22 protein-coding genes are annotated in these 26,159 nt (G+C 57.3%); 6 read left to right on the top strand and 16 right to left on the bottom strand.

Annotated elements, in window-relative coordinates; all coding sequences use genetic code 11:
- Nucleotides 1–31: 31 nt before the first annotated feature.
- On the bottom strand, nt 32–793 hold the full coding sequence (locus D1823_RS06965) for a DeoR/GlpR family DNA-binding transcription regulator (protein WP_117872782.1): 762 nt from the start codon (nt 791–793) through the stop codon (nt 32–34).
- Between the two features lie 180 nt (nt 794–973).
- Between D1823_RS06965 and glpD the strand changes: the two genes are divergently transcribed.
- The gene (glpD, locus tag D1823_RS06960; RefSeq protein WP_117872781.1) at nt 974–2,557 is read left to right on the top strand and encodes a glycerol-3-phosphate dehydrogenase; all 1,584 of its coding nucleotides are present in this window, start codon (nt 974–976) and stop codon (nt 2,555–2,557) included.
- A gap of 75 nt (nt 2,558–2,632) precedes the next feature.
- Here glpD and D1823_RS06955 read toward each other — a convergent pair whose 3' ends face one another.
- The 11 genes from D1823_RS06955 to D1823_RS06900 form a co-directional block, all read right to left on the bottom strand.
- Complete coding sequence (locus D1823_RS06955) at nt 2,633–5,770, bottom strand: efflux RND transporter permease subunit (RefSeq protein WP_117869228.1); 3,138 nt, start codon at nt 5,768–5,770, stop codon at nt 2,633–2,635.
- Between the two features lie 3 nt (nt 5,771–5,773).
- Nucleotides 5,774–6,874 (bottom strand): efflux RND transporter periplasmic adaptor subunit, encoded by a 1,101-nt coding sequence (locus tag D1823_RS06950; protein ID WP_371415307.1) that lies wholly within the window; start codon nt 6,872–6,874, stop codon nt 5,774–5,776.
- Between the two features lie 302 nt (nt 6,875–7,176).
- Nucleotides 7,177–8,922, bottom strand: a complete 1,746-nt coding sequence (metG, locus tag D1823_RS06945; protein ID WP_117869226.1) for a methionine--tRNA ligase — start codon at nt 8,920–8,922, stop codon at nt 7,177–7,179.
- Nucleotides 8,923–9,179: 257 nt separating this feature from the next.
- Nucleotides 9,180–10,409: an MFS transporter gene (locus D1823_RS06935; RefSeq protein WP_117869224.1), complete on the bottom strand. Its 1,230-nt coding sequence runs from the start codon at nt 10,407–10,409 to the stop codon at nt 9,180–9,182.
- Nucleotides 10,410–10,489: 80 nt separating this feature from the next.
- The gene (locus D1823_RS06930) at nt 10,490–11,086 is read right to left on the bottom strand and encodes a YceI family protein (protein ID WP_117869223.1); all 597 of its coding nucleotides are present in this window, start codon (nt 11,084–11,086) and stop codon (nt 10,490–10,492) included.
- Complete coding sequence (locus D1823_RS06925; RefSeq protein WP_117869222.1) at nt 11,083–12,297, bottom strand: CynX/NimT family MFS transporter; 1,215 nt, start codon at nt 12,295–12,297, stop codon at nt 11,083–11,085. The genes D1823_RS06930 and D1823_RS06925 overlap by 4 nt, the downstream gene beginning before the upstream one ends.
- Nucleotides 12,298–12,359: 62 nt before the next feature.
- A complete protein-coding gene (locus tag D1823_RS06920) occupies nt 12,360–12,980 on the bottom strand; it encodes an ImuA family protein (protein WP_117869221.1) in 621 nt (206 codons plus the stop codon).
- Nucleotides 12,981–13,028: 48 nt separating this feature from the next.
- The gene (locus D1823_RS06915; RefSeq protein ID WP_117869220.1) at nt 13,029–13,610 is read right to left on the bottom strand and encodes a TIGR02281 family clan AA aspartic protease; all 582 of its coding nucleotides are present in this window, start codon (nt 13,608–13,610) and stop codon (nt 13,029–13,031) included.
- Between the two features lie 42 nt (nt 13,611–13,652).
- On the bottom strand, nt 13,653–14,270 hold the full coding sequence (locus tag D1823_RS06910) for a MarC family protein (protein WP_117869219.1): 618 nt from the start codon (nt 14,268–14,270) through the stop codon (nt 13,653–13,655).
- A gap of 2 nt (nt 14,271–14,272) precedes the next feature.
- Complete coding sequence (locus D1823_RS06905) at nt 14,273–14,662, bottom strand: ACT domain-containing protein (RefSeq protein WP_117869218.1); 390 nt, start codon at nt 14,660–14,662, stop codon at nt 14,273–14,275.
- Entirely contained in the window at nt 14,659–16,509 is a 1,851-nt protein-coding gene (locus tag D1823_RS06900) for an ABC-F family ATP-binding cassette domain-containing protein (protein ID WP_117869217.1), read from the bottom strand. The genes D1823_RS06905 and D1823_RS06900 overlap by 4 nt, the downstream gene beginning before the upstream one ends.
- A gap of 106 nt (nt 16,510–16,615) precedes the next feature.
- Between D1823_RS06900 and D1823_RS06895 the strand changes: the two genes are divergently transcribed.
- Nucleotides 16,616–17,818, top strand: a complete 1,203-nt coding sequence (locus tag D1823_RS06895) for a multidrug effflux MFS transporter (RefSeq protein ID WP_117872780.1) — start codon at nt 16,616–16,618, stop codon at nt 17,816–17,818.
- 114 nt (nt 17,819–17,932) lie between these two features.
- Nucleotides 17,933–18,355: a nucleoside-diphosphate kinase gene (ndk, locus tag D1823_RS06890; protein WP_039530342.1), complete on the top strand. Its 423-nt coding sequence runs from the start codon at nt 17,933–17,935 to the stop codon at nt 18,353–18,355.
- 54 nt (nt 18,356–18,409) lie between these two features.
- Here the strand turns inward: ndk and D1823_RS06885 are convergent, their stop codons facing one another.
- Nucleotides 18,410–18,757 carry a TfoX/Sxy family protein gene (locus D1823_RS06885; RefSeq protein ID WP_117869216.1) on the bottom strand — a complete coding sequence of 116 codons (348 nt, stop codon included), beginning with the start codon at nt 18,755–18,757 and terminating at the stop codon, nt 18,410–18,412.
- Nucleotides 18,758–19,060: 303 nt separating this feature from the next.
- Between D1823_RS06885 and D1823_RS06880 the strand changes: the two genes are divergently transcribed.
- From D1823_RS06880 to D1823_RS06870, 3 genes are read left to right on the top strand one after another with little or no spacing between them, the layout of a single operon-like run.
- Entirely contained in the window at nt 19,061–20,581 is a 1,521-nt protein-coding gene (locus tag D1823_RS06880; RefSeq protein WP_117869215.1) for a CHAD domain-containing protein, read from the top strand.
- 3 nt (nt 20,582–20,584) lie between these two features.
- On the top strand, nt 20,585–21,340 hold the full coding sequence (locus tag D1823_RS06875) for a ParA family protein (protein ID WP_117869214.1): 756 nt from the start codon (nt 20,585–20,587) through the stop codon (nt 21,338–21,340).
- Nucleotides 21,337–21,804, top strand: a complete 468-nt coding sequence (locus tag D1823_RS06870) for a CYTH domain-containing protein (RefSeq protein ID WP_117869213.1) — start codon at nt 21,337–21,339, stop codon at nt 21,802–21,804. Before D1823_RS06875 ends, D1823_RS06870 begins: the two co-directional genes overlap by 4 nt.
- Here D1823_RS06870 and D1823_RS06865 read toward each other — a convergent pair.
- From D1823_RS06865 to D1823_RS06855, 3 genes are all read right to left on the bottom strand, one after another.
- A complete protein-coding gene (locus D1823_RS06865) occupies nt 21,801–23,114 on the bottom strand; it encodes an ATP-binding protein (protein WP_254683809.1) in 1,314 nt (437 codons plus the stop codon). The two genes, D1823_RS06870 and D1823_RS06865, sit on opposite strands and share 4 nt — an antisense overlap.
- 49 nt (nt 23,115–23,163) lie before the next feature.
- The gene (locus tag D1823_RS06860; protein WP_117869211.1) at nt 23,164–23,844 is read right to left on the bottom strand and encodes a response regulator transcription factor; all 681 of its coding nucleotides are present in this window, start codon (nt 23,842–23,844) and stop codon (nt 23,164–23,166) included.
- A gap of 180 nt (nt 23,845–24,024) precedes the next feature.
- Nucleotides 24,025–25,461: a DegQ family serine endoprotease gene (locus D1823_RS06855; RefSeq protein WP_117869210.1), complete on the bottom strand. Its 1,437-nt coding sequence runs from the start codon at nt 25,459–25,461 to the stop codon at nt 24,025–24,027.
- Nucleotides 25,462–26,159: the final 698 nt, after the last annotated feature.

Genomic DNA, 26,159 nt, shown 5'->3' with positions numbered 1-26,159 from the left:
GACCCGCCTGAGCGTTGAAAGGTGCGATTGCTTAACCGCAGATAACAACGTTTGTTTGCCATTCGCGACAGCGCTGCCACAGGGTGCCGGGCAGGGGCGCATTGGTATAGACCGCGTCAAGTTCGGCCATCGAAGCTATGCGTGCCGGGGCCGAGCGTTGGAACTTTGAGTGATCGGCCACCAGAAAAGTACGGCGGGCCTGATCGATAATGGTCTGGCTGACCTGAACTTCCTGAAAGTCGAAGTCCAAAAGATCTCCGTCTGTATCCAGTGCTGAGCACCCGATGATGGCGAGATCGAATTTGAAGTGCCGGATGGTCGACACGGTCAGGGTGCCGATCAGACCGCCATCTGTTCGACGCAGGACTCCACCGGCCATGACGATTTCACAGTCGGAGTTTTCAATCAGGATGTTTGCAACGTTCATATTGTTCGTCACCACCATCAGGTTTTTGTGGTTCAGCAATTGTCTTGCCACGGCCTCGGTCGAAGTTCCGATGTTCATGAAAACCGACGCACCGTCTGGGATTTCGGCCGCGCAGGCCTGCGCGATGCGGGTCTTGGCGTCAGCGTTCAAGGCACGGCGGTCTTCGTATCCGATATTTGAGACGCCTGATCGCAGAACCGCACCGCCATGAACCCGGTCCAGTTTGCCCGCATCTGCAAGCTCTGTCAGGTCGCGTCGGATTGTCTGGACGGTGACACCAAAGCGTTCGGCCAGGCCGTCGACCGTAACGCGTCCTTCGGCGCTGGCGATTTCCAAGATGTCGGATTGGCGAAAAGACAGGGACATGAGCGGTTCCGGCGCAGAAGATACGTTTTCGTTTTTGTTCTTTTTGTTGGTTTTGGCAAGACAACTTGCTTGCAATACATACCAGCGTTGCAAAAAGAAAGAAAACGAACATAAACATTGACGAAGCGAAGGGTGTTCTGGCTAATGCCCGTAACCGTGTTTCGCAGGGAATCAATGGATATGCAGTCGACGGACACCCAGATCACAGACCTTTTCATCATTGGCGGCGGGATTAACGGTTGCGGCATCGCACGGGATGCTGCCGGACGGGGTCTTTCAGTAACATTGGCCGAGATGAACGATCTGGCTTCGGCGACATCGTCAGCCTCGACCAAGCTGTTTCATGGCGGGTTGCGATATCTGGAGTATTTCGAGATCCGTCTGGTGCGCGAAGCCCTGATCGAACGCGAAACCTTGCTGCGCGCGATGCCGCATATCAGCTGGCCGATGCGCTTTGTGCTGCCGTACCACAAGGACATGCGGTTCGATTCGGAAACGCCGACCTCTCGGCTGCTCAGCACGGTCATGCCGTGGATGCGGGGGCGGCGTCCGGCCTGGCTGATCCGGTTGGGTCTGTTCATGTATGACAATCTGGGCGGGCGCAAAATCTTGCCGGGTACGACGTCGTTGAACCTGCGCTCGGCACCAGAGGGCGCCCCTCTACAGGACAAGTTTGAAACAGCTTATGAATACTCTGACTGCTGGATCGAAGACTCGCGACTGGTGGTCCTGAATGCGCGTGACGCCGAGGCACGCGGCGCGCAGATCATGGTCCGAACCGAAGTGACCTCGGCCGAGAGGGTTGGTGATCTTTGGGAAGTGTCCATTCGGGATCGAAGCAGCGGTGAAACCCGTTTGGTCCGGGCCAAAATGCTGATCAATGCAGGCGGACCCTGGGTGGGCGACATCATTCAAACCAAGATCCGTGTGAACTCTCGCGAGGGCGTGCGGCTTGTGCGGGGCAGTCATATCGTGACGCCCAGGCTTTACGATCACGACAAATGCTACTTTTTCCAGGGCGAAGATGGCCGCATCATTTTCGCCATTCCGTACGAGCAGGATTTTACCCTGATCGGAACAACGGATCAGGACCATCCGGACCCGGCCACGAAACCGGTCTGTACCGAGGCCGAGCAGGATTACCTGTGCGCCTTCGCGTCCAAATACTTCAAACGTGCCGTGACCCGCGACGATGTCGTTTGGACCTATTCCGGCGTACGGCCTCTCTATGATGACGGAGCAAGCAGTGCCACTGCTGCGACACGGGATTACACGTTGAAAGTCGATGCGCAGGGCGGGGCACCTGTTTTGAATGTGTTTGGCGGCAAGATCACAACCTATCGCAGGCTTGCAGAAAGCGCGCTCGAAAAGGTTGGTGAGTTTTTCCCGAACCTGCCCGGCCCCTGGACCGCTGGTGTCGCACTTCCGGGGGGTGATTTTCCGGTGGATGCTGTCGAAACCCTGAAAGGCGATCTTTTGACGGCCTTCCCCTTTTTGACCGAAACCTGGGCTGCCCGCTTGATCAGAGCTTACGGGACAGAAGCACGGGACGTTTTGGGAGATGCGAAACAGGTATCCGATCTGGGAGAGGACTTTGGCGCAACCCTGACCGTGCGAGAGGTCGCGTGGCTGATGGACAAGGAATATGCCCGCACAGCCGAAGATGTGGTTTGGCGCCGCAACAAATTGGGCTTGCGGCTGACGCCCGAACAGATTGCGCGGATCGATCAATGGATGTCCGCACGGTCTAAGGATGAAAGCTAGCTTTAAAACACCTGAAACCTATCAGCGGAATTGCAAAAAAGCCCCACCAGTTCTGGTGGGGCTTTTTTTGTGTAGTCAGGCGGCTTCTTCAGAAGGGTCGGGCTCCTTCTTGCTGCCCTTCAACCATTCTCGCAAGCCCTGCATCAGGGCGTAGAGCACGGGCACCACGATCACACCAACCAGCGTCGCGGCCAGCATCCCGCCGAACACCGCGACACCAATCGCTTTCTGGCTGGCGGCGCCGGCTCCGTTGGCGGCCAGCAGTGGTACAACACCGAGGAGGAAGGACAAGGCAGTCATCATCACGGCGCGGAAACGCTGATGCGCAGCCTCTGCGGCGGCCTCTTTAATAGACAACCCCTTGGCGCGTTGCTCCATGGCGAATTCGACGATAAGAATACCGTTCTTCGAGGCCAGCCCCACAAGCATGATCATACCGATCTGCGTATAGAGGTTGATGTCACTGCCCACGATCGCCACCGCCGCCACGGCACCAAACAGGGCCACAACAACGGAAAGCAGGATTGAAACAGGTAAGGTCCAGCTTTCGTACTGACCCACCAGGAACAAGTAACCGAACAGGATGGCAAGCCCGAGGATGATAATCACCAGACTGCCCGAGGCCAGCTGTTGCTGTGCTGTCCCTGTCCATTCGAACGAATAGCCCGGGGGCAGGGCGGTTGCGGATTCCTCCGTCATCACGTTGATTGCGTCGCCGCTGGACAAGCCGGGTGCTGGTACCGCCGTCACCGTGGCAGACCGGAACAGGTTGTGGCGCTTCAGCAGAACCGGACCCAACACGTTTTCCACGTCGATCAGTGTCCCTAACGGCACCATGTCGCCGTTTTGAGAACGGACATAGAGGTTCGCGATATCCTCGACATTGTCCCGATAAGTGCCATCAGCCTGAATCATCACGCGGTAGACGCGGCCGAACAGGTTGAAGTCATTGACATAGTACGACCCCAGTTGTGCCTGCATGGTCTGAAAAATCTCGGCGACCGAGACATTCAGCGTTTTGGCCTTTTCGCGGTCCAGATCAACGAACAGCTGCGGGACGTTGGCGCGGAAGGTTGTATAGGCCTGCCCGATCTCGGGTCTCTGATTGGCCGAATACACGAACGAACCCACGGCCGAGGCCAGATCCTGCGGTGTGCCACCGCCGGTTTGCTGAACCTCCATTTCTACGCCCGCGGACATGCCAAGACCCTGGATTGGTGGTGGATTGAAGGCCAGGATCGAAGCCGCTGATTCACCATTCGCAATCGCCAGTACCTTGGCCAGAATGGCATCAGCGCTCAGATCGTCTTCTTGCCGCTCGCTCCAATTGTCGAGATTGACGAAAATCGCAGCGCCATTGGTGATCGTGCCGTTCAGCATCGAAAAGCCGTTGACAAGAACCGTGCTCGCAACGCCCGGGATTTCGCTTATCTGTTCGTCCAGACGTGCGGTGACCGCCTCTGTCCGTTCCAGAGTGGCAGCATCCGGCAACTGAACATCGACGAACAAGTACCCGTTGTCCTCAAGCGGGATAAACCCGGCAGAGGTATTCGACATGATTGTCCCCGTACCAAAACCAAGACCGACCACGATGGCCAGCGCGATGGCGGGGAAAATCAGCAGTTTGCGTACTATGGCGACATAGCCGTTGCGCACGGTGCCGATGAAACTTTCGAAGACCGCCAGCAGCCCTTTGGGAGGGCCAGATCTGGCGCGTAGCACCAAGCCACACAGGGCGGGCGAAAGGGTCAGCGCGTTGATGGATGAGATAACGACAGCGGTCGAGATCGTGACCGCAAATTGGGAATACAACCGCCCGGAGATGCCGGGCATGAACGTCACCGGCACGAACACCGCCAGAAGAACCAAAGTGGTCGCGATGACCGGTCCAGTTATCTGGCCCATGGCTTTTCGGGTCGCTTCAGCCGGAGGCAACCCTTCATCCGCAATGATGCGCTCCACGTTTTCAACAACGACAATGGCGTCGTCCACCACAATACCAATGGCAAGCACCAAGGCGAACAGCGAAATGGTGTTTAGGGACATCCCAAACGCCAGCAGGAAGGCAAAAGTGCCGATCAGGGACACTGGAATTGCCACCGCCGGAATGATCGTTGCGCGCCAACTTCCCAGGAAGACGAACACAACCGAAATAACGAGAATGAAGGTCAGGATCAGGGTCGAGACCACGTCGTTCAAAGAGGCCTCGACAAAGTCGGTCGTGTTGAAGGGTACATCATACTCGACATCCGTTGGGAACGCGCGGGACAGCCGTTCCAATTCGGCCTGCACACGTTCCGATACCGCCAAAGCGTTTGCACCGGGGGCCTGATAGATGCCGATAACCGTGGCAGGAACCGACTGAAAATAGCCCGAAGCCGCATAATATTCTGCGCCAAGCTCAACCCGAGCGATGTCCTTGACGCGGACGATGGCGCCGGCTTCGCCGGTCCGGATAACAATGTCACCGAATTCTTCTGCGGATGTCAGACGGCCTTTGGATTTGATCGTGTATTGAAACGTCTGCCCTTCGGGTACAGGTGGTGCACCGATGGAACCGGCAGACACTTCGATATTCTGTTCCCGGATTGCATTGATGACATCCCCAGGAGTGATGGACAGCGCCGCCATCTTGTCCGGGTCCATCCAGATCCGCATGGCGTATTCAAGGTTGGTCAAAACATCAGCCTTACCAACGCCCTGCACACGCGCCAGCGCATCGCGCAGATTGATCGAGGCATAGTTCGACAGGAACACACTGTCATAGGTCCCATCGGGTGAGGTCAGAGTGACCAGCATCAGCATGTTGGTCGAAGATTTCTGTGTCACGACGCCGGACGAAGTGACCTCGGCTGGCAATGACGACATGGCCTGCGCAACCCGGTTTTGAACGTTGACCGATGCGATGTCAGGATCGGTGCCCACCTCAAAGGTCACATCCAGCGAGTAGGACCCGTTGTCCGACGATCTGGACGTCATATAGATCATGTCGTCCACACCGTTGACCTGCGCCTCAATCGGCGCGGCAACGGTGTTTTCAACGGTTTCGGCGTTTGCACCGGTATACGTGGTTGAGACGTTGACCACCGGTGGCGTGATGTCCGGAAACTGCGCGACCGGCAGTACCAGGTACCCGATGCCGCCCATGATGGTCAGCACCAGTGAGATGACAAGCGCCAGCTTGGGGCGGCTTATGAACAGGGCTGAGAACATCTGTTACTCTCCCGGCTGTTCAGAGGCCACGACCGCGTCAACAGCCACACCGGGGCGGACCCGCTGCAAGCCCTCGACAATGACGCTTTCACCTTCACGCAGTCCGTCCAGCACGATAATCGCAGTACCAAAAGTGTCACCTGTTGTGATGTAGCGTTGTTCAACCATTTGCTTGTCATTAACCACCAGGACAAAATCGCCCCGCTGATCGCGTTGCAAGGCGGCTTGTGGCACCAGAACCTGCAAGGTCGGCTCCAGCGCTTCGATCTGCACATTCACGAAAGCGCCGTCCAGGATCAGCCGGTCCGTATTGTCGAATTGGGCCCGCATTGTGATTGCGCCGGTCAATGGGTCGATACGGTTGTCAACGAATACAATTCTGCCGACTTCATCCATCTCTGTGCCATTGGGCAGGGTGACGTGCACGTTTGGGCTTTGCGGACTATCCGCAAGAGAGGCTGAGTTTTCGCCAACGGTCTGCAAAACCGAGGTAAAGAGCTTTTCGTTCAACGAGAAATTCACGTAGATTGGCGTCTCGCTGACGATATTGACCAGTGGAGGGTTGTTTGGACCAACAACATCGCCAACGCTTGTGGTGATCCTGCCGATACGGCCATCAAATGGTGCGTGGATCTGCGTGTAGCTCAGGTCGAGCTCGGCCTGCCGGATCGCAGCTTTGGCTGCTTTCACCTCTGCCTCTGCGACCAGTTCATTGGCGCGGGCGATGTCGCGTTCCGATTCCGGCGTCGCGTCACGTTTGTAAAGCTCTTCTTTACGCGCCAGATCAACCTTTGCCAGCTCAAGATTCGCTTCCGCCCGGTTCAGATCGGCCTTTCGGGCCTCAAGCGTGGCCTCGTAAAGGTCGGGTTCGATAGTGAACAGCAGGTCGCCTTCATTTACCGTCGCTCCATCCTCGACCTCGCGGCTGTTGAGAAACCCGTTCACGCGCGCCACGATATCGACTTTGTTGATTGCCTCGGCGCGCCCGATGAACGTGGCCTCGTCGGTGATTTCCTCGGTATAGGCTGCGGCTATGGAAACCTTCGGTGGTGCCCCTTCTTCCTGCGCGGTCGCAGGATGCGCCAAACCCAAGGACAACAGCATGAATACGGCGGCCAAATGCCTGCTGGTCTTGTTGGGCGAAATGAATGCTGGGGACATGGCGAAAGCCTCGTTCGATGCAGAAACAAAAGATACCGACCCGGTCGTCAGGGCGACCCGAGTCGGAGGAACTTGATCTCAGGATGACTTTTTTGTGCCGATATCTCAAGCGTGATGAATCTTGAGTAGATCGGGGCCGATGTCAAAAATTTCAGCACTTATGCTGGCTTAGGTCCCGGCGTGGTCATCGGGCCCGAGCGAGAAGGGGGTCGGAATGGCCCCCCTGGTTCTAGGTATCGGATGGTTCAGTTGCGGGTCCCAGCGAATTTCTCCTGCCATTCTTCACGCTGTTCATCCGCTATCTTGGCGAACAGAACGTCGGGCACGGTAAAGTCGTGTCCGGAGGGCAGGGCGTTCAACGCGACGGCGACATCATCCGGCCAGCTGGTATCCAACGTGTTCATCGCGCTCAGCATACGGGCCGAGGTGTCGGGGATGAACGGCGCGCTGAGAACGGCGTAAAGGCGGATCAGGTTCAGGCCAAGACGTACCTGCGCAGCAGCCCGCTCGGGGTCTTCCTTGAACGTGGACCACGGAGCTGCAGCCTGCAGATATTCATTTCCGGCAACCCAGATTGCCCGTAGCTCCTGCGCGGATTTGCGAACCTCCATCGCCCCCATGTGGCCCTCATAGGTGCGGACGCGTTTGGTGAGTTCTTCGATCAGAGCTTGCTCGCGGGCGTCAAACTCACCGCCTTCGGGCACGGTCTCACCAAATTTCGAACGGCAGAATTTGGTAATCCGGCTGACAAAGTTGCCCAGAACGTCGGCGAGGTCCTTGTTCACCGATTGCTGGAAGTTCTCCCACGTGAACTCACTGTCGCTGCTTTCCGGCGCATGGCTCAGCAGCCACCAGCGCCAATAATCGGCAGGCAGAATGTCCAGTGCCTGATCCATGAACACGCCACGGCCCTGGCTGGTCGAAAACTGGCCGCCGTCATAATTCAGGTAGTTGAACGACTTGATAAAATCCACCAGCTTCCAGCGTTCGGGTGATCCGGTCTCTTCATTATGCGTGTTGGTGCCGAGGATGGTGGCCGGGAACGACAACGTATGGAACGGCACGTTGTCCTTTCCCATGAACTGGACATAGCGCACGTCGTCCGCGCCCTTGTCGGTGCGCCACCAGCGTTCCCAATCCGCGTCTGTCCTGCCGTTGGCGTCAGCCCATTCCTTGGCACAGGCGATGTATTCAATGGGGGCGTCGAACCAGACGTAAAAGACCTTGCCCTCCATCCCCGGCCAATCCTGATCGCCTTTTTTGACCGGCACACCCCAGTCCAGATCGCGGGTGATGCCACGGTCTTGCAAGCCGTCGCCGTCATGCAGCCACTTCTTGGCAATTGACGTGGTCAGGACCGGCCAGTCTGTCTTGCTGTCGATCCACGCATCCAGCTTATCCTTCATCGCGGATTGGCGCAGATACAGGTGCTTGGTTTCACGTATTTCCAGGTCGGTCGACCCGGAAATGGCCGAGCGCGGCTCGATCAGGTCCGTCGGATCCAACTGCTTGGTGCAGTTCTCGCACTGGTCGCCGCGCGCGCGGTCATAGCCGCAATTGGGGCAGGTGCCTTCAATATACCGATCTGGCAAAAAGCGGCCATCAGCGTTGGAATAAACCTGTTTTTCGCTGACTTCGCGGATGAGGCCCGCGTCATCCAACTTACCCGCAAAATGCTGGGTCAGGCGCTTGTTCTGTTCGCTGGACGAGCGTCCAAAGTGATCGAAGCTGAGCCCAAACCGATTGGCGATATCGGCCTGAATCGCATACATGTCGGCGCAGTACTCGGCCACCGGTTTACCCGCCTTGGCCGCCGCCAGCTCGGCTGGTGTGCCGTGTTCATCCGTGGCGCACAGGAACATGACCTCGTTCCCCCGGCCACGCTGGTAACGTGCATACAAGTCGGCAGGCAATTGCGAGCCGATCAGATTGCCGAGGTGTTTGATCCCGTTGATATAGGGGATCGCCGAGGTGATGAGAATCCGAGCCATGATCCGTTTCCGCGTAACTGTCTGCGCGCCCGTCTACATGATGTGATCGTCCAGCAAAAGCCCGACATTGACCTGCAAGTCAATTTGGACGCCGAATGGTCCGAAAACCGCGCTGCCCCGGCGATCTGGTTCGAGTTCCCGGAACAGTATAACCGCAACGCGTTGAATCTGAGCTGTTCGGACCCGTCCTTGTTTCATGCAAGGTCGACCGAAAAAACCGGGGCAATCACGAAAGGCATACAAAAACCAGCGGGTGTCTAGTTTTTCAAGTTTTCCCGCGACCGTTTGAGAAGGCGACCAATCGTGAATGAGGTACGCGGGGCATAAACATAGTTCGTACGCTCCTCGGGGGTGGGGCGGGACCGCATCCGCGCCAGACCAAATACGATCAGGAAGACATGCCCGAACGCGACGAAGGCAAAAAGGGCCCCGGGACCAAATTTCTGGATCAAAGTCGAGGTAATATAGGGCGATGCAATTGCCCCCAAGGCAAACCAGAACATCAGGGCCGCAGACAGCTCCACCCGTTCCTCGGATGTGGCGAAGTCATTTGCGTGGGCAGAAGAAACCGAGAAGATCGGGAAGGTTGTCAGGCCAAAGAATACCGCTGCCGACATGACCCCGATCGTTCCGGTGCCGCTTGCCGCCATAGTGACGCCACAACTTAGCACCGCTGCAGCTGACAACCAGATCAGCACCCAGCGCCTGTCATATTTGTCAGCCAGCCAGCCGACGGGGTATTGTGCAAGCGCACCACCCATTACGAACGAGGCCAGGAAGAATGCGATCTGATCGACGGCAAGGCCGACTTCTTGCCCGTAAACCGGACCCACCATACGGAACGAGGCCGAGCTGACCGCGGCCACGATCACACCCGCCACGGCCAGCGGTGAGCTGCGCCATGCCAGCCCGGGTTTAAGGCGAGGCGCATCAGGTGTTTTGGGCTGGCTTGCTTTGGTCAGAGTCAACGGCAGCAGCGACGCACAGCACAAGATCGCAAGCAGGTTGTATGAGACATATGACGCCGGGGGCAGAACGGCGATAATTAACTGGGCGCACAGGGATGCGCCCATATCCGCGATCCGGTACGTACCCATCGCACGCCCTCGGGTTTCATTGGTGACCTTTGCGTTCAGCCAGGCCTCGATCACCGTGTACGCGCCTGCCACGCAGGTGCCAGAGGCCACACGCAGGGCCGCCCAGATGTATGGGTTTTCAGTCAGCGTATGCCCGATCAAGCCCATTGCACCCAGCGCAGTGCAAACGGCAAATGCACGCGAATGACCAACATTTCCCATCAGACGTGGTGCCCACCAGCAGCCGATGAAAAACCCCAGAAAGTGCGAAGATCCCAATAGGCCGATCTGTTCTGTCGTGAAATTCAGCGTGATGCCTGATATGGCATCGAGAGGTCCGACGCCTCCTGTCGAAAGCTGTAGCAGAATGACCGAAAGAAACAGGGCGGCAAATGAAATGATCGTGCGCATGGTGGTCTCAGATTGGCAGTGTCGCCGCACAATGCGCGCATCAATTCGACTTTAGCGAGTCGTTTTTTGCCAATTGACGATCAGGTCGCGCGGATAATCTCCGCGTGGATGTCCAGGCCGACAGTGTCATGAACCAGGTCAGGATAGCCCGAAGCTCCGAAGTCGTGCCGGTTCAGAGCGCCCTTCAGGCCAATGGTCAGACGGTTCAGATTGTTCTCTGCACTTCCCGCCTGCCGGTACAGATTGGCCTCCAGCGTGATCGGGCGGATCACGCCGCGGACCGTCAGATCACCCGTGATCCGAGCGCCATCTGATATTCGTCCTTCCGTGCCCAACTGTATGTCCGTTGAAACAAACCGGATCGTTGGGTGCTGTTTCGCGTCCAATACGCTGGGGCTGAGCATGGGCATTCGGGCAAAGGGTAGCCGCGTTCTGGCCTTGCTGACGTCCAGTGTCACTGTGACCTGACTGTTCTGCAGGCGACGTGAGTCAATCTGAACTTCGGCGGTCCGGATCGGCATTGTCCCTGACTGAGTCACCCCCGCAAGATCAAAAGTGAACCCGACCCTGGTGCCTTCATCCGACAAGATGTAAGGCCGCAAAGCAGCGTGTGCCGCCTGGGTCAGGGGCAGGGTTGCCAGGCCGGCAAGCAGGCTGCGACGGGTCAGAAGGGTCATGCCATGACCCGTTCTCGTCCGGGGCGGGATCTCCTGAGCAGCATCAGAACGATTGCAATGTTCAGGCCATTCCAAAGAATGCCATTCACGAACGCCAGTTGGTAGTTTCCGGTGAGGTCGTATATCCACCCTGACATCCAGCCGCCGAGTGCCATGCCAAGAATGGTCATCATCATGACGAACCCGACCCGCGCGCCAGCTTCTTGCGGCGGCATGTATTCACGGACAATCAACGCATAGCTGGGCACGATGCCACCCTGTGCCAGGCCAAAGAGCAGGCTGATGGCGTAAAGTGACACCATTCCGTTGTACGGCAGGAACAGGAACAGGGCGATGCATTGCAGAAGAGAACCGATCAAAAGCGTCACGACGCCGCCCAGCCGGTCAGCCAACAGACCCGAGATGATGCGGCTGACAACGCCACCCAATAACATCAGCGACAGCATTTCGGCCCCGACTGCGGGCCCATATCCCAGTCCGACGCAATACGAGACGATATGAACCTGCGGCATCGACATGGCGACGCAACAACCGATCCCGGCCAGGCCCAGAATATATTGCAGCGCGCGTGGTGATACGCCGACACTTCGTGCATTGATTTGGGCGGATGCTGCGGCGGTGCTGTGTGCCTCGACCGGCACCCTGCGGCGTAGCAGCAGCGACAGGGGAATGACGACGACAAGCGTCAGAACGGCGAGCGTCAGATAGACCTGTTGCCATCCGTCCCGAGCCAGAATTCCGGACAGCATGGTGGGCCAGATGGCGCCGGACAGGTAATTCCCGCTGGCCACCAGTGCGACGGCAATACCGCGCCGCTTCACGAACCAATGCGAGATATCGGCGATCAGCGGACCAAACCCAATTGACGTGCCCAGCCCAAGCAGAAGATGCGCCGCGGATAGCAACATTATATTCGGCGCCAGCGTTGCCAGCACATAGCTCAGAGCACTCAAGACGGCTGCTCCGATCAGGGCGCTGGTGACACCCAGCCGGTCCACCAACTGCCCCAACCACATATTACCCAAGGCAAAACCGATCATCGCCAGCGTATACGGCATCGAGGCTTCGGCGCGACCGGCCCCGAATTCGGCTTCAACCGCGGGCATGACCACGATCACCGCCCACATGCCAACATTCGCCACTGTTGCAATGGCGAGCGTGATCAGAAGGCGAAGCCAGGAATAGCGACTGTCATGGATCGGATGGCTCATGCGGTGACGCTAGGGCGCGGCCCGGGGTTTGACCAGTCACTTCTTGCGTGATCCGCGTGGCTTTACGCCGTTGCATCTTCGGTTTCGATCCGTTTCAGATGCAAACCGGCACGGGCGGCGGTCATGGTGGCCTGCCATGTGACCGGGGGTAGGGCACGGGCGCGGCGGCGGGTCAGGGTCCAGAGCCTCGCATCGTCCCGATGGGTGGCAGCCATGTGCCAGCGTGTCTCAATCCCTTGCGCGCCACCATCTCCGGGTGTCAGCAGCAAACCAAGCGGAGCCCGCCCCATCGTACCCCCTTGTTCGGCGGCCAGATGCATCCGGCGTATCGGTGTCAGCCCCGGCGCGCCGGGCAGGTCGCCGACGATCAGCGGAATGGCCCCGCTGCGCAGCGCCTCCTCCAGACACCACAGCAGATCCTCGGCACGGGTGGGCTGAACAAAGATGAACCGGGCCGGGTCGGTAAAGGCCATCATCCCATCGGGGTTTAGCTGGCCAGGTTCCCACGCGGGGGAAATCCACAAGACCGGCCCCTGTGTCTGACTGGCCAGCCACATGGCAAAGCTGCGCCGGGCGGGGCCGCACGCCTCGTGCACACGGCCCAGTTGCAGGGTGATCTGCGGATGGAGGTTTACCCCCGGTGCCTGACGCGCAGGTTTGTGGCCAAGAAGCTGAGTAGACATGCCGAAACATTAGCATGTTCTATTTTTGTTCTCAAGCGATCAGAGCCGCTAACGAGACAAGATCAGCTTGCCATCTACGAACTGAATGCTTGAGAAACGATGCAGGTATTCCATCCCCAAAAGCGATTTATCCAGCTCGCCCTCATTGACCCAGGCTGATACGTTCTGATCGGTAATTGGCCCTACGGTCAGGGTCTCAAGCCGCACCGGCGCGGTGCGCACCTCTCCGTTGGCGGTCAAGGCGCGTCCGAAATAGTTCAACTGATCAGGATCGATACCAACGCGCGCAGCGTCCTGAGCGCTGAGCACGATCTGGCTGGCGCCGGTGTCGACAAGAAAGCTGATCGGCTCATCATTCACCAAAACCGGCAAATAGTAGTGACCGTCATAGGCACGGGGCACCTCGATCGTTTGACCGGTAACGGTCATCTGCGGGGCAGGCCCAACCGAGGACCGGATGTCCTCCCACAATCCAACAACGGCAATGACACCAACAAAAATGAACACCCAGGCCATCACCTGCTGCAATGTTTTGTTCAGGGACTGGCGGTTTTGCGAAACGAACCAGAACGCGATCGCCAGCCCGAGCACGACCAGATAGACCAGTTGTCCGATATCGATGCTGTCCACAGGGTTCACCCCACTCAAGTTACGCGCATTGTATATGGGGATTTAAGACGCAAATCCAAAGGCCTTGAGGCCATCAAGAATGAATTGAACAGACAGGGCCGCAAGCAACATACCCAGTAGTCGCGTCAATACGTTCAACCCGGTTTTGCCCAAAACCCGTGCGACAGCGCCGGATGTCAGATACATCACGAAGACCATCGCCAGAACAACGAGCATGACGCCGATGACAACGGCAAGGCCCTGAATGCCGGGTTGCTGGCCCGCAAGCAGAATCATCGTTGCAATCGAGCCGGGGCCTGCAATCAGTGGAATGCCCAGGGGAAAAACGGACGGGTCTGGATGTTCCTCTTCCTCGGCGCTGCTTTCGCGTCGCTTGGTGCGGCGTTCAAACAGCATATCCAGCGCGGTTAGGAACAGCAGGACGCCTCCTGCGACGCGGAACGCCTCCATCGAAATGCCAACAAACCCCAGAAGGGCTTCGCCAAAGGCAGCAAACAGGGCCAGGATAAAGCCTGCTGTCAGGCAGGCCCGAACCGCGATGGAGCGGCGCGTATGCCAGTCCATGCCCTGTGTCAGAGCCACGAAGATCGGAGTTTGCGCGGGCGGGTCAAGGACCACGAAAAGCGTTGTGAACGCGGTAATCAGGAATGCGCTGTCCATTGCTATTTGCTGCTCCGTTGCAGGTCTTGCAGGATACTCAGGGCATCTTGCGAACAACCTGATGGGACATAGACATGATCGTGGTGATACCCCGCGACCATGTTCGCAGGGATGCCCGCCTGAGCCAGCGCGCTGGAAACGGCCGCGGTCAGACCAACACCTTCCAGCGAGGAATGGACCTGCAAGGTAATGCAACGCATCGCGACGGCATCTTGCGGTGCCGCAGCGATCGGGACGACAAGAGACAGCCCTTCGGCCTCGACACAGCTGGCCCGCGTGCCCTCAGGCCAGGGTTTGTTCTCAGGCCACACGACAAAGGCAAATTCACCGGGCTGCAAGTCGGGATGCATACCGGAAATCATAGCTCCGGTGTCTTTGACGGGTGTTTTCATGCTGTTTCTGCCTGTTCAAGTCGTTCGGCTGCGGCGACCCATAGAGCCTCGGCTTTTTGCATGGCCTCGGTGACTTCGGTGAACTTGCGGTTCCAGGTTTCCAGATCGTTGATCTTATCGTCCTCGTACAACGCCGGGTCGGACAGTTTGGCGGAAAGCCTGTCATGCATATCGGTCAGCTTTTCGATCCGGTCTTCGCATTTGCGCAGATCGGCGCGCAGAGCCAACAACGCCTCGCGTGTGGGGCGTTTTGATTTGACAGTCTGGGACTTTTCCCTGACGGGTCTGTCGCGCGCCAGCAGCAGGGACCGATAGGCTTCAAGGTCGCCGTCAAAGGGTTTGACCGTACCATCCGAAACCAGCCAGAGGCGATCCGCGACAAGGCTCAGCAGATGCATGTCGTGGCTGACCAGAACCACCGCGCCGGAATAAGCAGTCAGCGCCTCGACCAGCGCCTCGCGGCTTTCGATATCAAGGTGGTTGGTCGGCTCATCAAGGATCAGCATATGGGGCGCGTCGATCGTGGCGAGCAGCAGTGAAAGGCGCGCTTTCTGTCCACCCGACAGACGCCCGACCTTGGTTTCCGCCTGATCCGCGTTCAACCCGAAACCGGCCAGTCGCGAACGCCACTTGCCGGGCGCCTCGTCAGGGCGCAGGCGGCGCAGGTGGTCCAGCGGTGTTTCGTCCACATAGAGCTCATCCACCTGATGCTGTGCAAAATAGCCGATGCGCAGCTTGTTGCTGCAGGTCATCCTGCCTGCCATCAGGGGCAGCCGGTCCGAGAGCAGCTTGGACAGGGTCGATTTCCCCTGACCGTTCTTGCCCAACAGCGCAATGCGGTCGTCTTGGTCGATGCGCAGGTTCAGACGCCGAAGCACCTCTGTCTCGCCATAACCTGTGACGCCGCCCTCAATCTGGATAATCGGTGGCGACAGTTCCTCGGGTTCCGGAAAGCTGAACGCACGGAGTGCTGCTTCTTGTGGGGTCGAGACCAGTTGGATGCGTTCGATCATCTTCAGGCGCGACTGGGCCTGAACAGCTTTCGATGCCTTATAGCGGAACCGATCCACAAAGCTTTGCAAATGTGCGATGCGGGCTTTGGCCTTGACGTTTTCCGATTCCGCCTGTGCCAGACGTTCCGCACGGCGTTCCGCAAACTTGTCGTATGGCACCGCGTAATAGGTCAGCTTGCGGTCTTCCAGATGCAGGATCGACCCCACGGCGCGGTTCAGAAGACCTCGGTCGTGGCTGATGATGATCACCGTGTGAGGATACTTGGCCAGATAGCTCTCGAGCCACAGCGCGCCTTCGAGGTCCAGATAGTTTGTCGGTTCGTCCAGCAGCAGCAGATCTGGTTGAGTAAACAGCACCGCCGCCAGCGCAACGCGCATCCGCCACCCGCCCGAGAAATCCGAGCACGGGCGTAGTTGGTCTTCGTCATCAAACCCCAGCCCCTTGAGGATCGAAGCCGCGCGGGCCTCGGCGGACCAGGCGTCGATATCGGCCAGACGGGTCTGAATTTCGGCGATACGTGTCGGGTCTTCAGCGCTTTCGGCCTCGGCCATCAATGCACCGCGTTCGGTATCGGCGGCCAGAACCGTGTTGATCAGCGAGACATCAGAGGAGGGCACCTCTTGCGCCACACCGCCAATCCGAGCGCGTTTCGGGACCGAGATATTACCGGATTCCAGAGCCAACTCCCCCCGGATCAGGCGGAACAGCGTGGTCTTTCCGGTTCCGTTCCGACCGACAAGGCCAACCTTGTGACCATCGGGAATCGTTGCGGTTGCGCCATCAAACAATGGACGACCTTCAACGGCATAGGTGATGTCTTCGATCCGTAACATGGAGCGCTCTTAGCAGAGCTGTGATGCCGCCGCCAGCGGCTTGGCATGTTCAATCTGCAAGCAATGTGTTAGCGCTGTGTCGTTTGCTTTTCTGAACGGTTTTCACATGCGCGCGGCCCGGACGCCTCCACACTTGGTCACTCTGATCTTTGCCACAGCATTGTCGGTTTTGTCGCTGAATATGTTCCTGCCTTCTCTGGCCCATATGAGCGAAGACTTCGGGGTGGATTATGGCCTCATGAATCTGTCGGTCGCGGGGTTTTTAGCGGTCTCGGCCGTGCTGCAACTGATCATGGGGCCTTTGTCGGATCGTTTCGGTCGCAGGCCGATCCTGTTGATCTGTATGTCCATCTTCGTCATCTCCTCAATCGGATGCTCTCTGGCCGGGTCCATCTGGACCTTTCTCGGCTTCCGTCTTTTGCAGGCCGCGGTGGTGGCTGGGTCGGTTCTGTCCAGCGCATCGATCAGAGATCGGTATCCGCCGAACGAGGCTGCAAGCAAACTCGGTTATGTCGCGATGGCCATGGCTTTGGCGCCAATGCTTGGCCCGATGCTGGGTGGGACGCTGGATATGCTGTTCGGCTGGCGTTCGGGATTTGTGCTCTACACAGTGCTAGGGGCAGGGCTGTTGGGGCTGCTGTGGTTCGATATGGGCGAGACGAACATGAACCGCTCTTCGACTTTCGCGGCCCAATTGCGGGAATACCCGCATCTTTTCCGCGCCCGCCGGTTCTGGGGGTATGCCCTGTGTGCGGCGTTTTCCATCGGCGGGTTCTACAGCTTTATTACCGGTGCTCCGCTGGTTGCGGCCGCGTGGTTCGAGCTGAGCCCCGCATTGCTGGGTCTTGGAATTGGCATTATCACGGGTGGGTTCATGGTCGGGAACTTCGTAACCGGCCGGATCGCGGCGCACACACGTCTGACCACGATGATCTTGATCGGCCGGGTCGTGGCTTCGACCGGGCCTTTCTGCGGACTGCTGCTGTTTCTGGCTGATCTGGGGTCGGTCTGGGTGTTCTTCGGCTCGGCCATCTGTGTCGGGTTCGGCAACGGGCTGACCAATGCAAACGCCTCGGCGGGCGTCATGTCCGTTCGCCCCAAGCTGGCAGGAAGTGCGGCGGGGTTGTCGGGGGCGATGGTTGTAGCGCTGGGTGCGATCCTGACTTCGATGACCGGCGCATTTGTCAGCCCCAAAAACGGGCCGTTTCTGGTTCTGGGCATGATGTGGGCAAGCAGCTTTGCAGGCCTGCTTGCAGTGCTTTACGTTCGGCGTCTGGACAGGAAGGACCCTTTACCGGAAACATTCTGAACCTCAAAGCGGCAGGCAGACCATCATAACACTTTTCATGAGCGATAGACCGTGATACGCGGCGCGCGATGGATTTCGGCGCGGACCCGCGCCAGATTGTAAGGAGAGGCCGACATGGCACTGGAACGCACATTTTCGATCATCAAACCCGACGCAACCCGCCGCAACCTGACTGGCAAGATCAACGCCAAGTTCGAAGACGCCGGTCTGCGCATCGTTGCGCAAAAGCGCATCCACATGACCAAGGAACAAGCCGGCAAGTTCTACGAAGTTCACGCCGAGCGTCCGTTCTATGATGAATTGTGCGAGTTCATGTCGTCGGCTCCGGTTGTTGTTCAGGTTCTGGAAGGCGAAGGTGCCATTGCAAAGAACCGCGAAGTCATGGGCGCAACTAACCCGGCAGACGCAGCACCCGGCACCATCCGTGCCGAGTTCGCTGAATCGGTTGGTGAAAACTCGGTTCATGGTTCGGATGCACCGGAAACTGCGGCTGTTGAGATCGCGTATTTCTTCTCGGGTATCGAACTGGTCGGTTAAGCCGGTTTTCTGCCGAAAGATCGGGCCGCTCTGCAAGGGGGCGGCCTTTTTTGTTCAGACTTGCTTTAGGTCTTTGGGAGCGACGCGAACGCCGATTGCGTCCAGGTCCGCAACCATCTGGTTCTCCGGCGCCGCGCTGTTACCGGCCTTGATCGCGTCGAAACGCTGTCGCAGCTTTTTTTTCTCTTCACCCTTGCAATCATTCCAGGGGCGTCCCTGAAGCCCCATCACCAAAACATAGTAGCCGATGAAATGTGCTTTGGTACCAGCCCGCAAAAGCCGGGCATAGGCTTCATCCGGCCCCAGTTCCCGCAACTCGTCAGCCGAGTGGATGCCGGCGCGCGCGCAGGCCTGCTCAAAGGCCGGGCCAAGGTTGCGGATCGAGGAAACGGGATCACTCATAAGTCTCTATTACTTACGCCTTCGGGGGCTGTCACCCATGTTTGTAAATTGCCAAAACATAATGGCTTGCTGTCGTCTCGAGTTTCAGCTCTCATGAAGTCATGCTGTCTCGGAGGGCCGAGTTTCAGAAGCCAGAAATACCGAAAGTGGCCCGGTCAGGGGCAAGACAAGCTCCTTGCAAAAATTGGAGGTGAAAACCCTGTACGTATTGAAGGATCAGAACCATCGAAGAGGAACCAGCGTGCAGAAGATCGTTGAGACAAATGTCAATGAATACCTGAAAGCGCCCCGGATCGGCGGATCATGACCGAACCTTCAGATGTTCAAGGCTTTCTGTCCAAACCGATTGACGAGGCGCTTCTTGAAAGGCTCATTCCCGGGTTTACGATCAGGATCGACCCAACAGGAGTTGCGAAACCTTTCGTGCAGCTGGATTGCCACGATCAATCGTTGCGGAAATCAGGTCGTGTTCTGGTTGAGGTCGGGGAAATACTGTGGCTTTTCCAGAATGGCCGTGCGCCACTTTCTCAACGCTGCAAGGGGCAGGGGCGGTTTGTTCAAGACCTGCCGCAGGGCCCCGTTAAAGCAGCTTTGAAAGGGTTTCCGAAACTGCGCGCGCTGATGCAGATCGGAGCCGGGGAGATTCAGACGAAACCACTCGCCGTATTGGATGAGTTGGACAAAACGCTAGTCAGGGGAAAGGTTTGGTGCCTGTCCTCGACAACCGGTCAGGCGACGATTGTTCAGCTTCAGCGACTGCGTGGGTATGAGAGAGCGTATCAAAAGGTAAACACCGCGATGTCTGCCATGTCAGGGGGCGGGTCGGGTGTCGAAGCGTTTTACGCCGGGCTTTTCCCGGACATGGTTCCCTATCGGGCCAAGCCTGAGATCGAGTTGGGAAAAGCTGAACCATCCATTCAGGTCGCTGCGGATATTATTCAAAACTATCTGAAAGTTGCCCGGCAAAACGAAGAAGGAATTATCGCCGATATCGACACGGAATTTCTACATGATTACCGAGTGTCTCTGCGGAAGGTCCGATCTGTGATCAGCCTGTTCAAAGGCGTTTTTTCCGACGCGCAGACCGTGCATTTGAAGCAGGTCTTTTCCGACCTCATGACCCCCACCGGCCGTATGCGTGATCTGGATGTCTACCTTCTGGAAAAAGATAAATACTTCAGTTTCTTACCGTCCATACTTCATGATGGCTTGCAAGAAATGTTCGACCTTTTCGAGACGGAACGCGCGCGGGAACTGTCACGCTTGTCCCGCCGGTTGCGCAGCGAAGAATACAACGCCTGTCTGACCAATCTGACAGCATTGTTCAACGGAATAGATCGTTTAGAACCCGGATCAAACGCAAAGCGCGGGGCACACGAATATGCATGCGTATTGATTTGGAAACGGTATCGCAAGGTATGCAAGGTCGCTCGTGGCATCACCGACGACACTCCGGATGACACGTTGCATGACCTTCGCATTGATTGTAAAAAACTGCGCTACCTGATGGAATTCTTTGGCCCTCTCTTTGATGCAAAGAACTTCAAGGAGATCATCAAACCATTGAAAAAGCTGCAGGACAATCTGGGTCTGTTTAACGATTACTCCGTTCAGCAAGAGTCTTTGCTGGCCTTTGTCGCGCAGCACAGCAACGCGCAGGGCCGCGTGGATGCGCGGATTGGTCTGGCTGTGGGTGGATTGATCGCGGTTCTGGATCAACGCCAGAAGGCCGAGCGGAGCCGCGTGCTTTCCAGCTTTGAGAAATTCGACGGGCCGGAAACCCGGCACTTGTTCCGGACCTTGTTTCACCGGAAAGAGGAGTGAGGAATGAAGATCATTGCCTATTACAGCAACAAGGGCGGTGTCGGTAAAACAGCAACCTCGGTGAACCTGGCTTATGCATATGCGCAGGCGGGGCAACAGGTGCTGCTGTGTGACCTTGACCCCCAGGGCGCATCGGGGTTCTACTTTCGAGTGAAGCCTTCAAAAAAGCTGACGGATGCGCGGTTTTTCGAAGATGTGGAACGGTTTACCAAGGCAATCCGGGCCAGCGATTTCGAAGGTTTGGACGTGCTGCCAGCGAATCTGACCTTTCGTGATTTTGATGTGTTCCTGTCGCGGATGCGAAACAAACGTTCGCGGTTGAAAAGAGCTTTAAAAGCCGCAGGTAGCGATTATGACGTGATCATTCTGGATTGCCCGCCCAATTTTTCGACCCTGTCCGAGAATATCTTCAAGGCAGCCGATGAAATCGTCGTGCCGGTCATCCCCACAACCCTGTCCGAACGGACGTTCGATCAGCTGGTTGAGTTTTTTGACAAACACAAGTTGCGCAAGAAAAAACTGCGGGCCTTTTTTTCGATGGTGCAACACCGAAAGGTTTTGCATCAGGAAACTATGGAGGCGATGCGCAAGCTGTATCCAAAACGCTTTTTGCAGACGACGGTTCCTTTCGCTGCGGATATCGAAAAGATGGGTCAGCATCGTGCCCCGATCAGTACCTTTGCCGGGCGCAGTGTATCCTGTGCTGCCTACCGGGCACTGTTTGAGGAATTGGAGAGCGGAGTGATTTCAAACCGATGAGCAAAGAAATCGAACGCAAGTTTCTGGTGGCAAACCTGCCGGACCTGAGCAAAGCGAAAAAAGCCGTTGTACGACAGGGTTATCTGACCGCGCCCGACGACTCCGCCGAGTTGCGGTTGAGGCAAAAAAACGATGCGTATTTCCTGACTTTGAAAGGTGTCGGCGGCCTGGTGCGGATGGAGCGCGAGGCCGAGATCACTGCGGAACAGTTCGATACCTTCTGGCCGGAAACAGAAGGGCGGCGGGTTGAGAAGATACGCTACACCGCTCAATTGCAGGATGGTCTGGTATTTGAGCTGGACGTCTTCGCGGGAGATCTGGCACCGTTGTGCCTGGTGGAAGTGGAATTCACCTCACAGGACCAGGCCGCAAGATACGTCCCACCGGATTGGTTCGGTACGGATGTCACCGACGATACGCGCTATAAAAACAAGACCATGGCAATAAATGGTGTTCCGGATTAACGCTGTTGAGCCAGATTGATCGTGGTTTCCAGCCCGGGGTCACAGTTCCGGGCGGCAAATTTCCCACCGTGCATATGTGAAATTGCTGCGACCAGAGCCAGGCCCAAACCCGCATTGCGTTCCGTCCGAGCGGGGTCAAGTGTCACGAATGGAAGCTGAAGGCGATCCAGTTCTTCGGGGGGAACGCCGGGTCCACGATCCCTGACGCTTAGCTGGGCAAGACCGTCGCGCGCATCGATAGAAATCGTGATCGCGGTATCTGCTGGTGCGTAACGCAAGGCGTTTTCCAACAGATTGGAAAGAGCTTGCGACAGAAGAGGCCGGTGCCCCTGAATGGCAGGGGCAGAGCCCCTGACTTCGAGTTGCACACCTTGATCGGCGGCGACCGGGTCATAAAGCTCTACAACATCGCCAACCAGTTGCTGCAAATCGATGGTTTCGAATTGCTCTCGTCCCAGACCGGCCTCGGCCCGTGAGATTTCGGTGAGTTGCCCCAGTACGCGCAAAACGTGATCAATTTCACCCGTTGCCCGTGCGATATCGATCTCGCGATCCAGATCGCTTTTGCCGGGTTCAGAGAGGGCCTCAACTCGTTGTCGCAGGCGAGACAAAGGCGAGCGAAGATCATGCGCAATCGAATTCGAGGTGGTGCGAAGGTTGCTGATCAATTCCTCGATCCGGTCGAGCATGTTGTTCAATGTGCCTGAAACCTGATCGAATTCGTCCCCGGTTCCGCGCAGCGGCATCCGCTTTGACAGATCGCCTGAAACGATATTCTCAGCCGTGCTGGCAATATCCGAGAGGCGCGAGAATACCAACCGCGTGAACAACCAACCGGTGATGACGCTCAGAACCAAAGCAATCCCCAGCGCCAGGGCAACTGAGCGAAACAGAACCCTGTCGAATTGCTGGCGCGACGCAGCATCCCGCCCAACCAGAAGGCGCTCGCCGCCCGGCAGGCGGATCGATGCGGCTGAGACGGACACGAGCTGATCATTGTCTGCCCGGCGTAATTCCAAGTCTACCCAACCACTTCCGGCGGCAATGTTCACCGGCCAGGACTTGAGATTGCCCACAAGTTTGAGGCCCAACCTATCTGTCAAAAGATAGAGCGCGTCCCGCTCTGCGGCACTTGGCAAACGGCGCTCAATTGCAGTGATCAACCCAATCAGCCCGCGCCTTTCGTATTCATCTGCAAGCCCCGTCAACTCTGCTGATACGACCGAGCGGGTCTCGGCTTCGATGCTTCGGTTGGCGGTCACATAGACGAACGCGAGCACAGACGCTGTCAGAATCGTGCTCAGAATCATGCTGGTTGCTACCAGCCTTGTTCTTGAATTGTTTAACGAAAGCCGAAGGTTATCCATCGGACATCATGTAACCCGCTCCACGGACGGTTTCAATCAGCTGCGCGTCACCGCCTTCGTCCAGCTGGCGCCGTAATTTCGAGATATGAACGTCCACAACGTTGGTGTTCGGGTCAAAGTGGTAATCCCAAACTCCTTCAAGCAACATGGTGCGCGACACCACACGGTTTTTGCGACGCAGGAAAAACTCGAGAATCTGAAACTCACGCGGTGTCAGTGTGATCTCGTGCCCGTCGCGCGTGACTTTGCGGGTCAACAAATCCATCTGCAGGTCTTTGCAGGTCAATGTCGGCGCCTCTTCGGATTCCTGAGGGCGGCGCAGCAAGGCCTCGATCCTGGCGTGCAGCTCCTGAAACGAGAATGGCTTGACCAGATAATCGTCGGCACCCGAGCGCAGGCCCTTGACCCGTTCGTCCACCGCGCTCATCGCCGTCAGCATCAATACCGGGGTTTTCAATCCGGCCGCCCGCATGGATTTGATCAGTGACAGCCCGTCCAGACCGGGTAACATCCTGTCCAGAACAATGGCGTCAAACCCACCGTCAGTGGCATGGTACAGCCCCTCGCGACCGTCAGCCGCGGTTTCAACCACGTATCCCTCTTCGCCAAAACCCTTGGCGATGAAGTCCTTTGTGTCAGCATCATCTTCGACGATCAACAGACGGCGGCTCATGGTCGGGCTCCTTTCTTTTTATATTTAATCACAAATTTCAGGTAAAGCATATGGTTAGGAGAAGTTCTTGCCGGGTGCTGGGCCTGCACCCGGCAAGCCCGGCGGACAGTGGACAACTCTGATCCGCCGGGTGAGGCGTGCGCCGGAAATCCCCATCAAGCAGCGCACGCATGTTCAGGTTCAGGCCAGTTCGACCGCGACGAAGATCTGGCTGCCGCCACGATTGATCAGCACCAGGGCAGGATCGGTTTTTTCGCTGTCCAGCGCCGCCTTCAGAGCGTCCGGTGTGGAGGTGTCCTGATTGCCCAACTTGACGATCACGTCACCACGCTGCAGGCCGGCTTTTGCCGCGGGGCTGTCGGGCTTCAGGTCGGTGACGACGACGCCCTCGACGTTTTCGGCAACACCTTTCTCGGCCCGAACCGTTTCGGTCAGCGGTGCCACGGTAACACCGAGCGTTGTGCCTGCAACTTCTGCTTCGACCGGTTTGTCGGCCTCGGGCGATGCGGTCTGATGCTGGCCAACAGTAAGGGACACTGTTTTCTGCTTGCCCTCACGCAACACGGTCAGAGTGCTGTCGGTGCCGACTTTGGTCGTGCCCACAAGGATGGGAAGATCACCACTGGAGTCTACGGCATCGTCGTTGAATGACAGGATCACGTCGCCTTGCTTCAGGACGCCGTCTGCCGGGCTGCCTGAAACTACGTCGGACACCAACGCGCCCGTGGAAGCCTCAATCCCCAACGCCGCCGCAAGTTGTGGGCTAACGTTCTGGATCGACACGCCCAGCCAACCCCGGCTGACCTGCCCATCATCACGCAGATCGGCTGCGATGTGTTCAACGATGTTCGAAGTTACGGCAAATCCAAGACCGACCGACCCACCGCTGGGCGAATAGATGGCCGAGTTCACGCCAACAACTTCGCCTTCCATGTTGAACAGAGGGCCGCCCGAGTTGCCCTTGTTGATCGCTGCATCCGTCTGGATGAACTCTGCATATGGACCTTCCGAGATGTTGCGGCCTTTTGCCGAAACGATACCTGTGGTCACGGTCGAGCTCAGGCCGAAGGGGTTGCCGATGGCGACCACGTCTTCACCTACGCGGATTGTGTCACTGTCGCCAAGTTCCACGGCTTGCAGGTCAGTCCCCGCGTCGATTTTCAGAACCGCGATATCCGTTAGCGGGTCCGTTCCGACCACTTCGGCGTCGAAGGTGCGATCATCGCTGAGGCGCACGGTCACGGTCGAGGCATTGTCGACGACATGGTGATTGGTGATGATGTATCCGGCCTCATCCAGAACAAAACCCGAGCCCAGGCCCTGGGACGGGCCACGTTGCGGCATGTTGAACCCTTCCGGGCCGCCGAAGCGTTTGAAGAATTCACCAAAGGGATGCCCTTCAAAGTCAAAGTTCTGACCCTGGGCTGGGGTCGGCACTGCGTCGTGTTCGGCGATGATGGTTACGACCGACGGTGAAACGGTCTCAACCAGATCAGCCAATGCCTCGTCCGCCATGGACGGCATGGCCGTCGCTGCCAGAAGGGCCGCGCCGAGCGCGCTGGCACCTGCCCAGTTGGAAGTGCGGGGAAGTAGAAGCGAGGATTTGCGGATGCTCATTTGTGTCTCCTGTTATGTTCACGCAGTTGCGGCTGCGCGTTGAGACAACAGATGCCTTCTCAGAATTGGCGTTTCCTGACTGATCAATTAATAAATCTTAATTTTGCCACAAAGCCGGTGTTGTGTGACGGCTGACGTCGATCGGGATTCGCGGGCTTTTACCGATCCGGACCAAAGCGAATCGGAGGATTGTTGCTAAAAATGGCGTCAAACTTTCAAAAACATTGAATTTGTTTTGTTTTGTTGACAATCATCCTTCCGAAAGATCGAGAAAAAGGCTGCTCTTCCAATGGTTGTGGGTGAGTCTGTGTGAGGCATGGCTTGACACAATAAACATGTTTTGGACTGCGGATATTGGTGAATAAGTTTGCGCTTAATCCCGAATCGCTACCGTTCCCCAAAGGGAATAATCGCCTTAAGGTTGATCTTGACGCATCGCGATGTTGCGCAAAAACCATTCGAGGAAGACCCAAATTATCCCTTCCATCCAATTTTACATTGTTTCGCGCGATCGGATAAGTGAGGATGAACGTGCCCAAGTGAGGGGAGCCAAAAGCGCTAGGGGGCGCTGGCGGCTAACTCGATCACCAAAAGTGATAGCGGCATGTTAACGAGGGGGTCTTGTTTAGGTTTAGCTGCTTGGGAGTCGGGGTGTTTCTGAAAGCACACTGGCCACACTTTGGAGATTGAGCAAAGTG

Origin of the sequence: Ruegeria sp. AD91A, assembly GCF_003443535.1 — a bacterium.
GTDB lineage: Bacteria > Pseudomonadota > Alphaproteobacteria > Rhodobacterales > Rhodobacteraceae > Ruegeria.
This window is presented reverse-complemented; position numbering and strand designations above follow the sequence as displayed.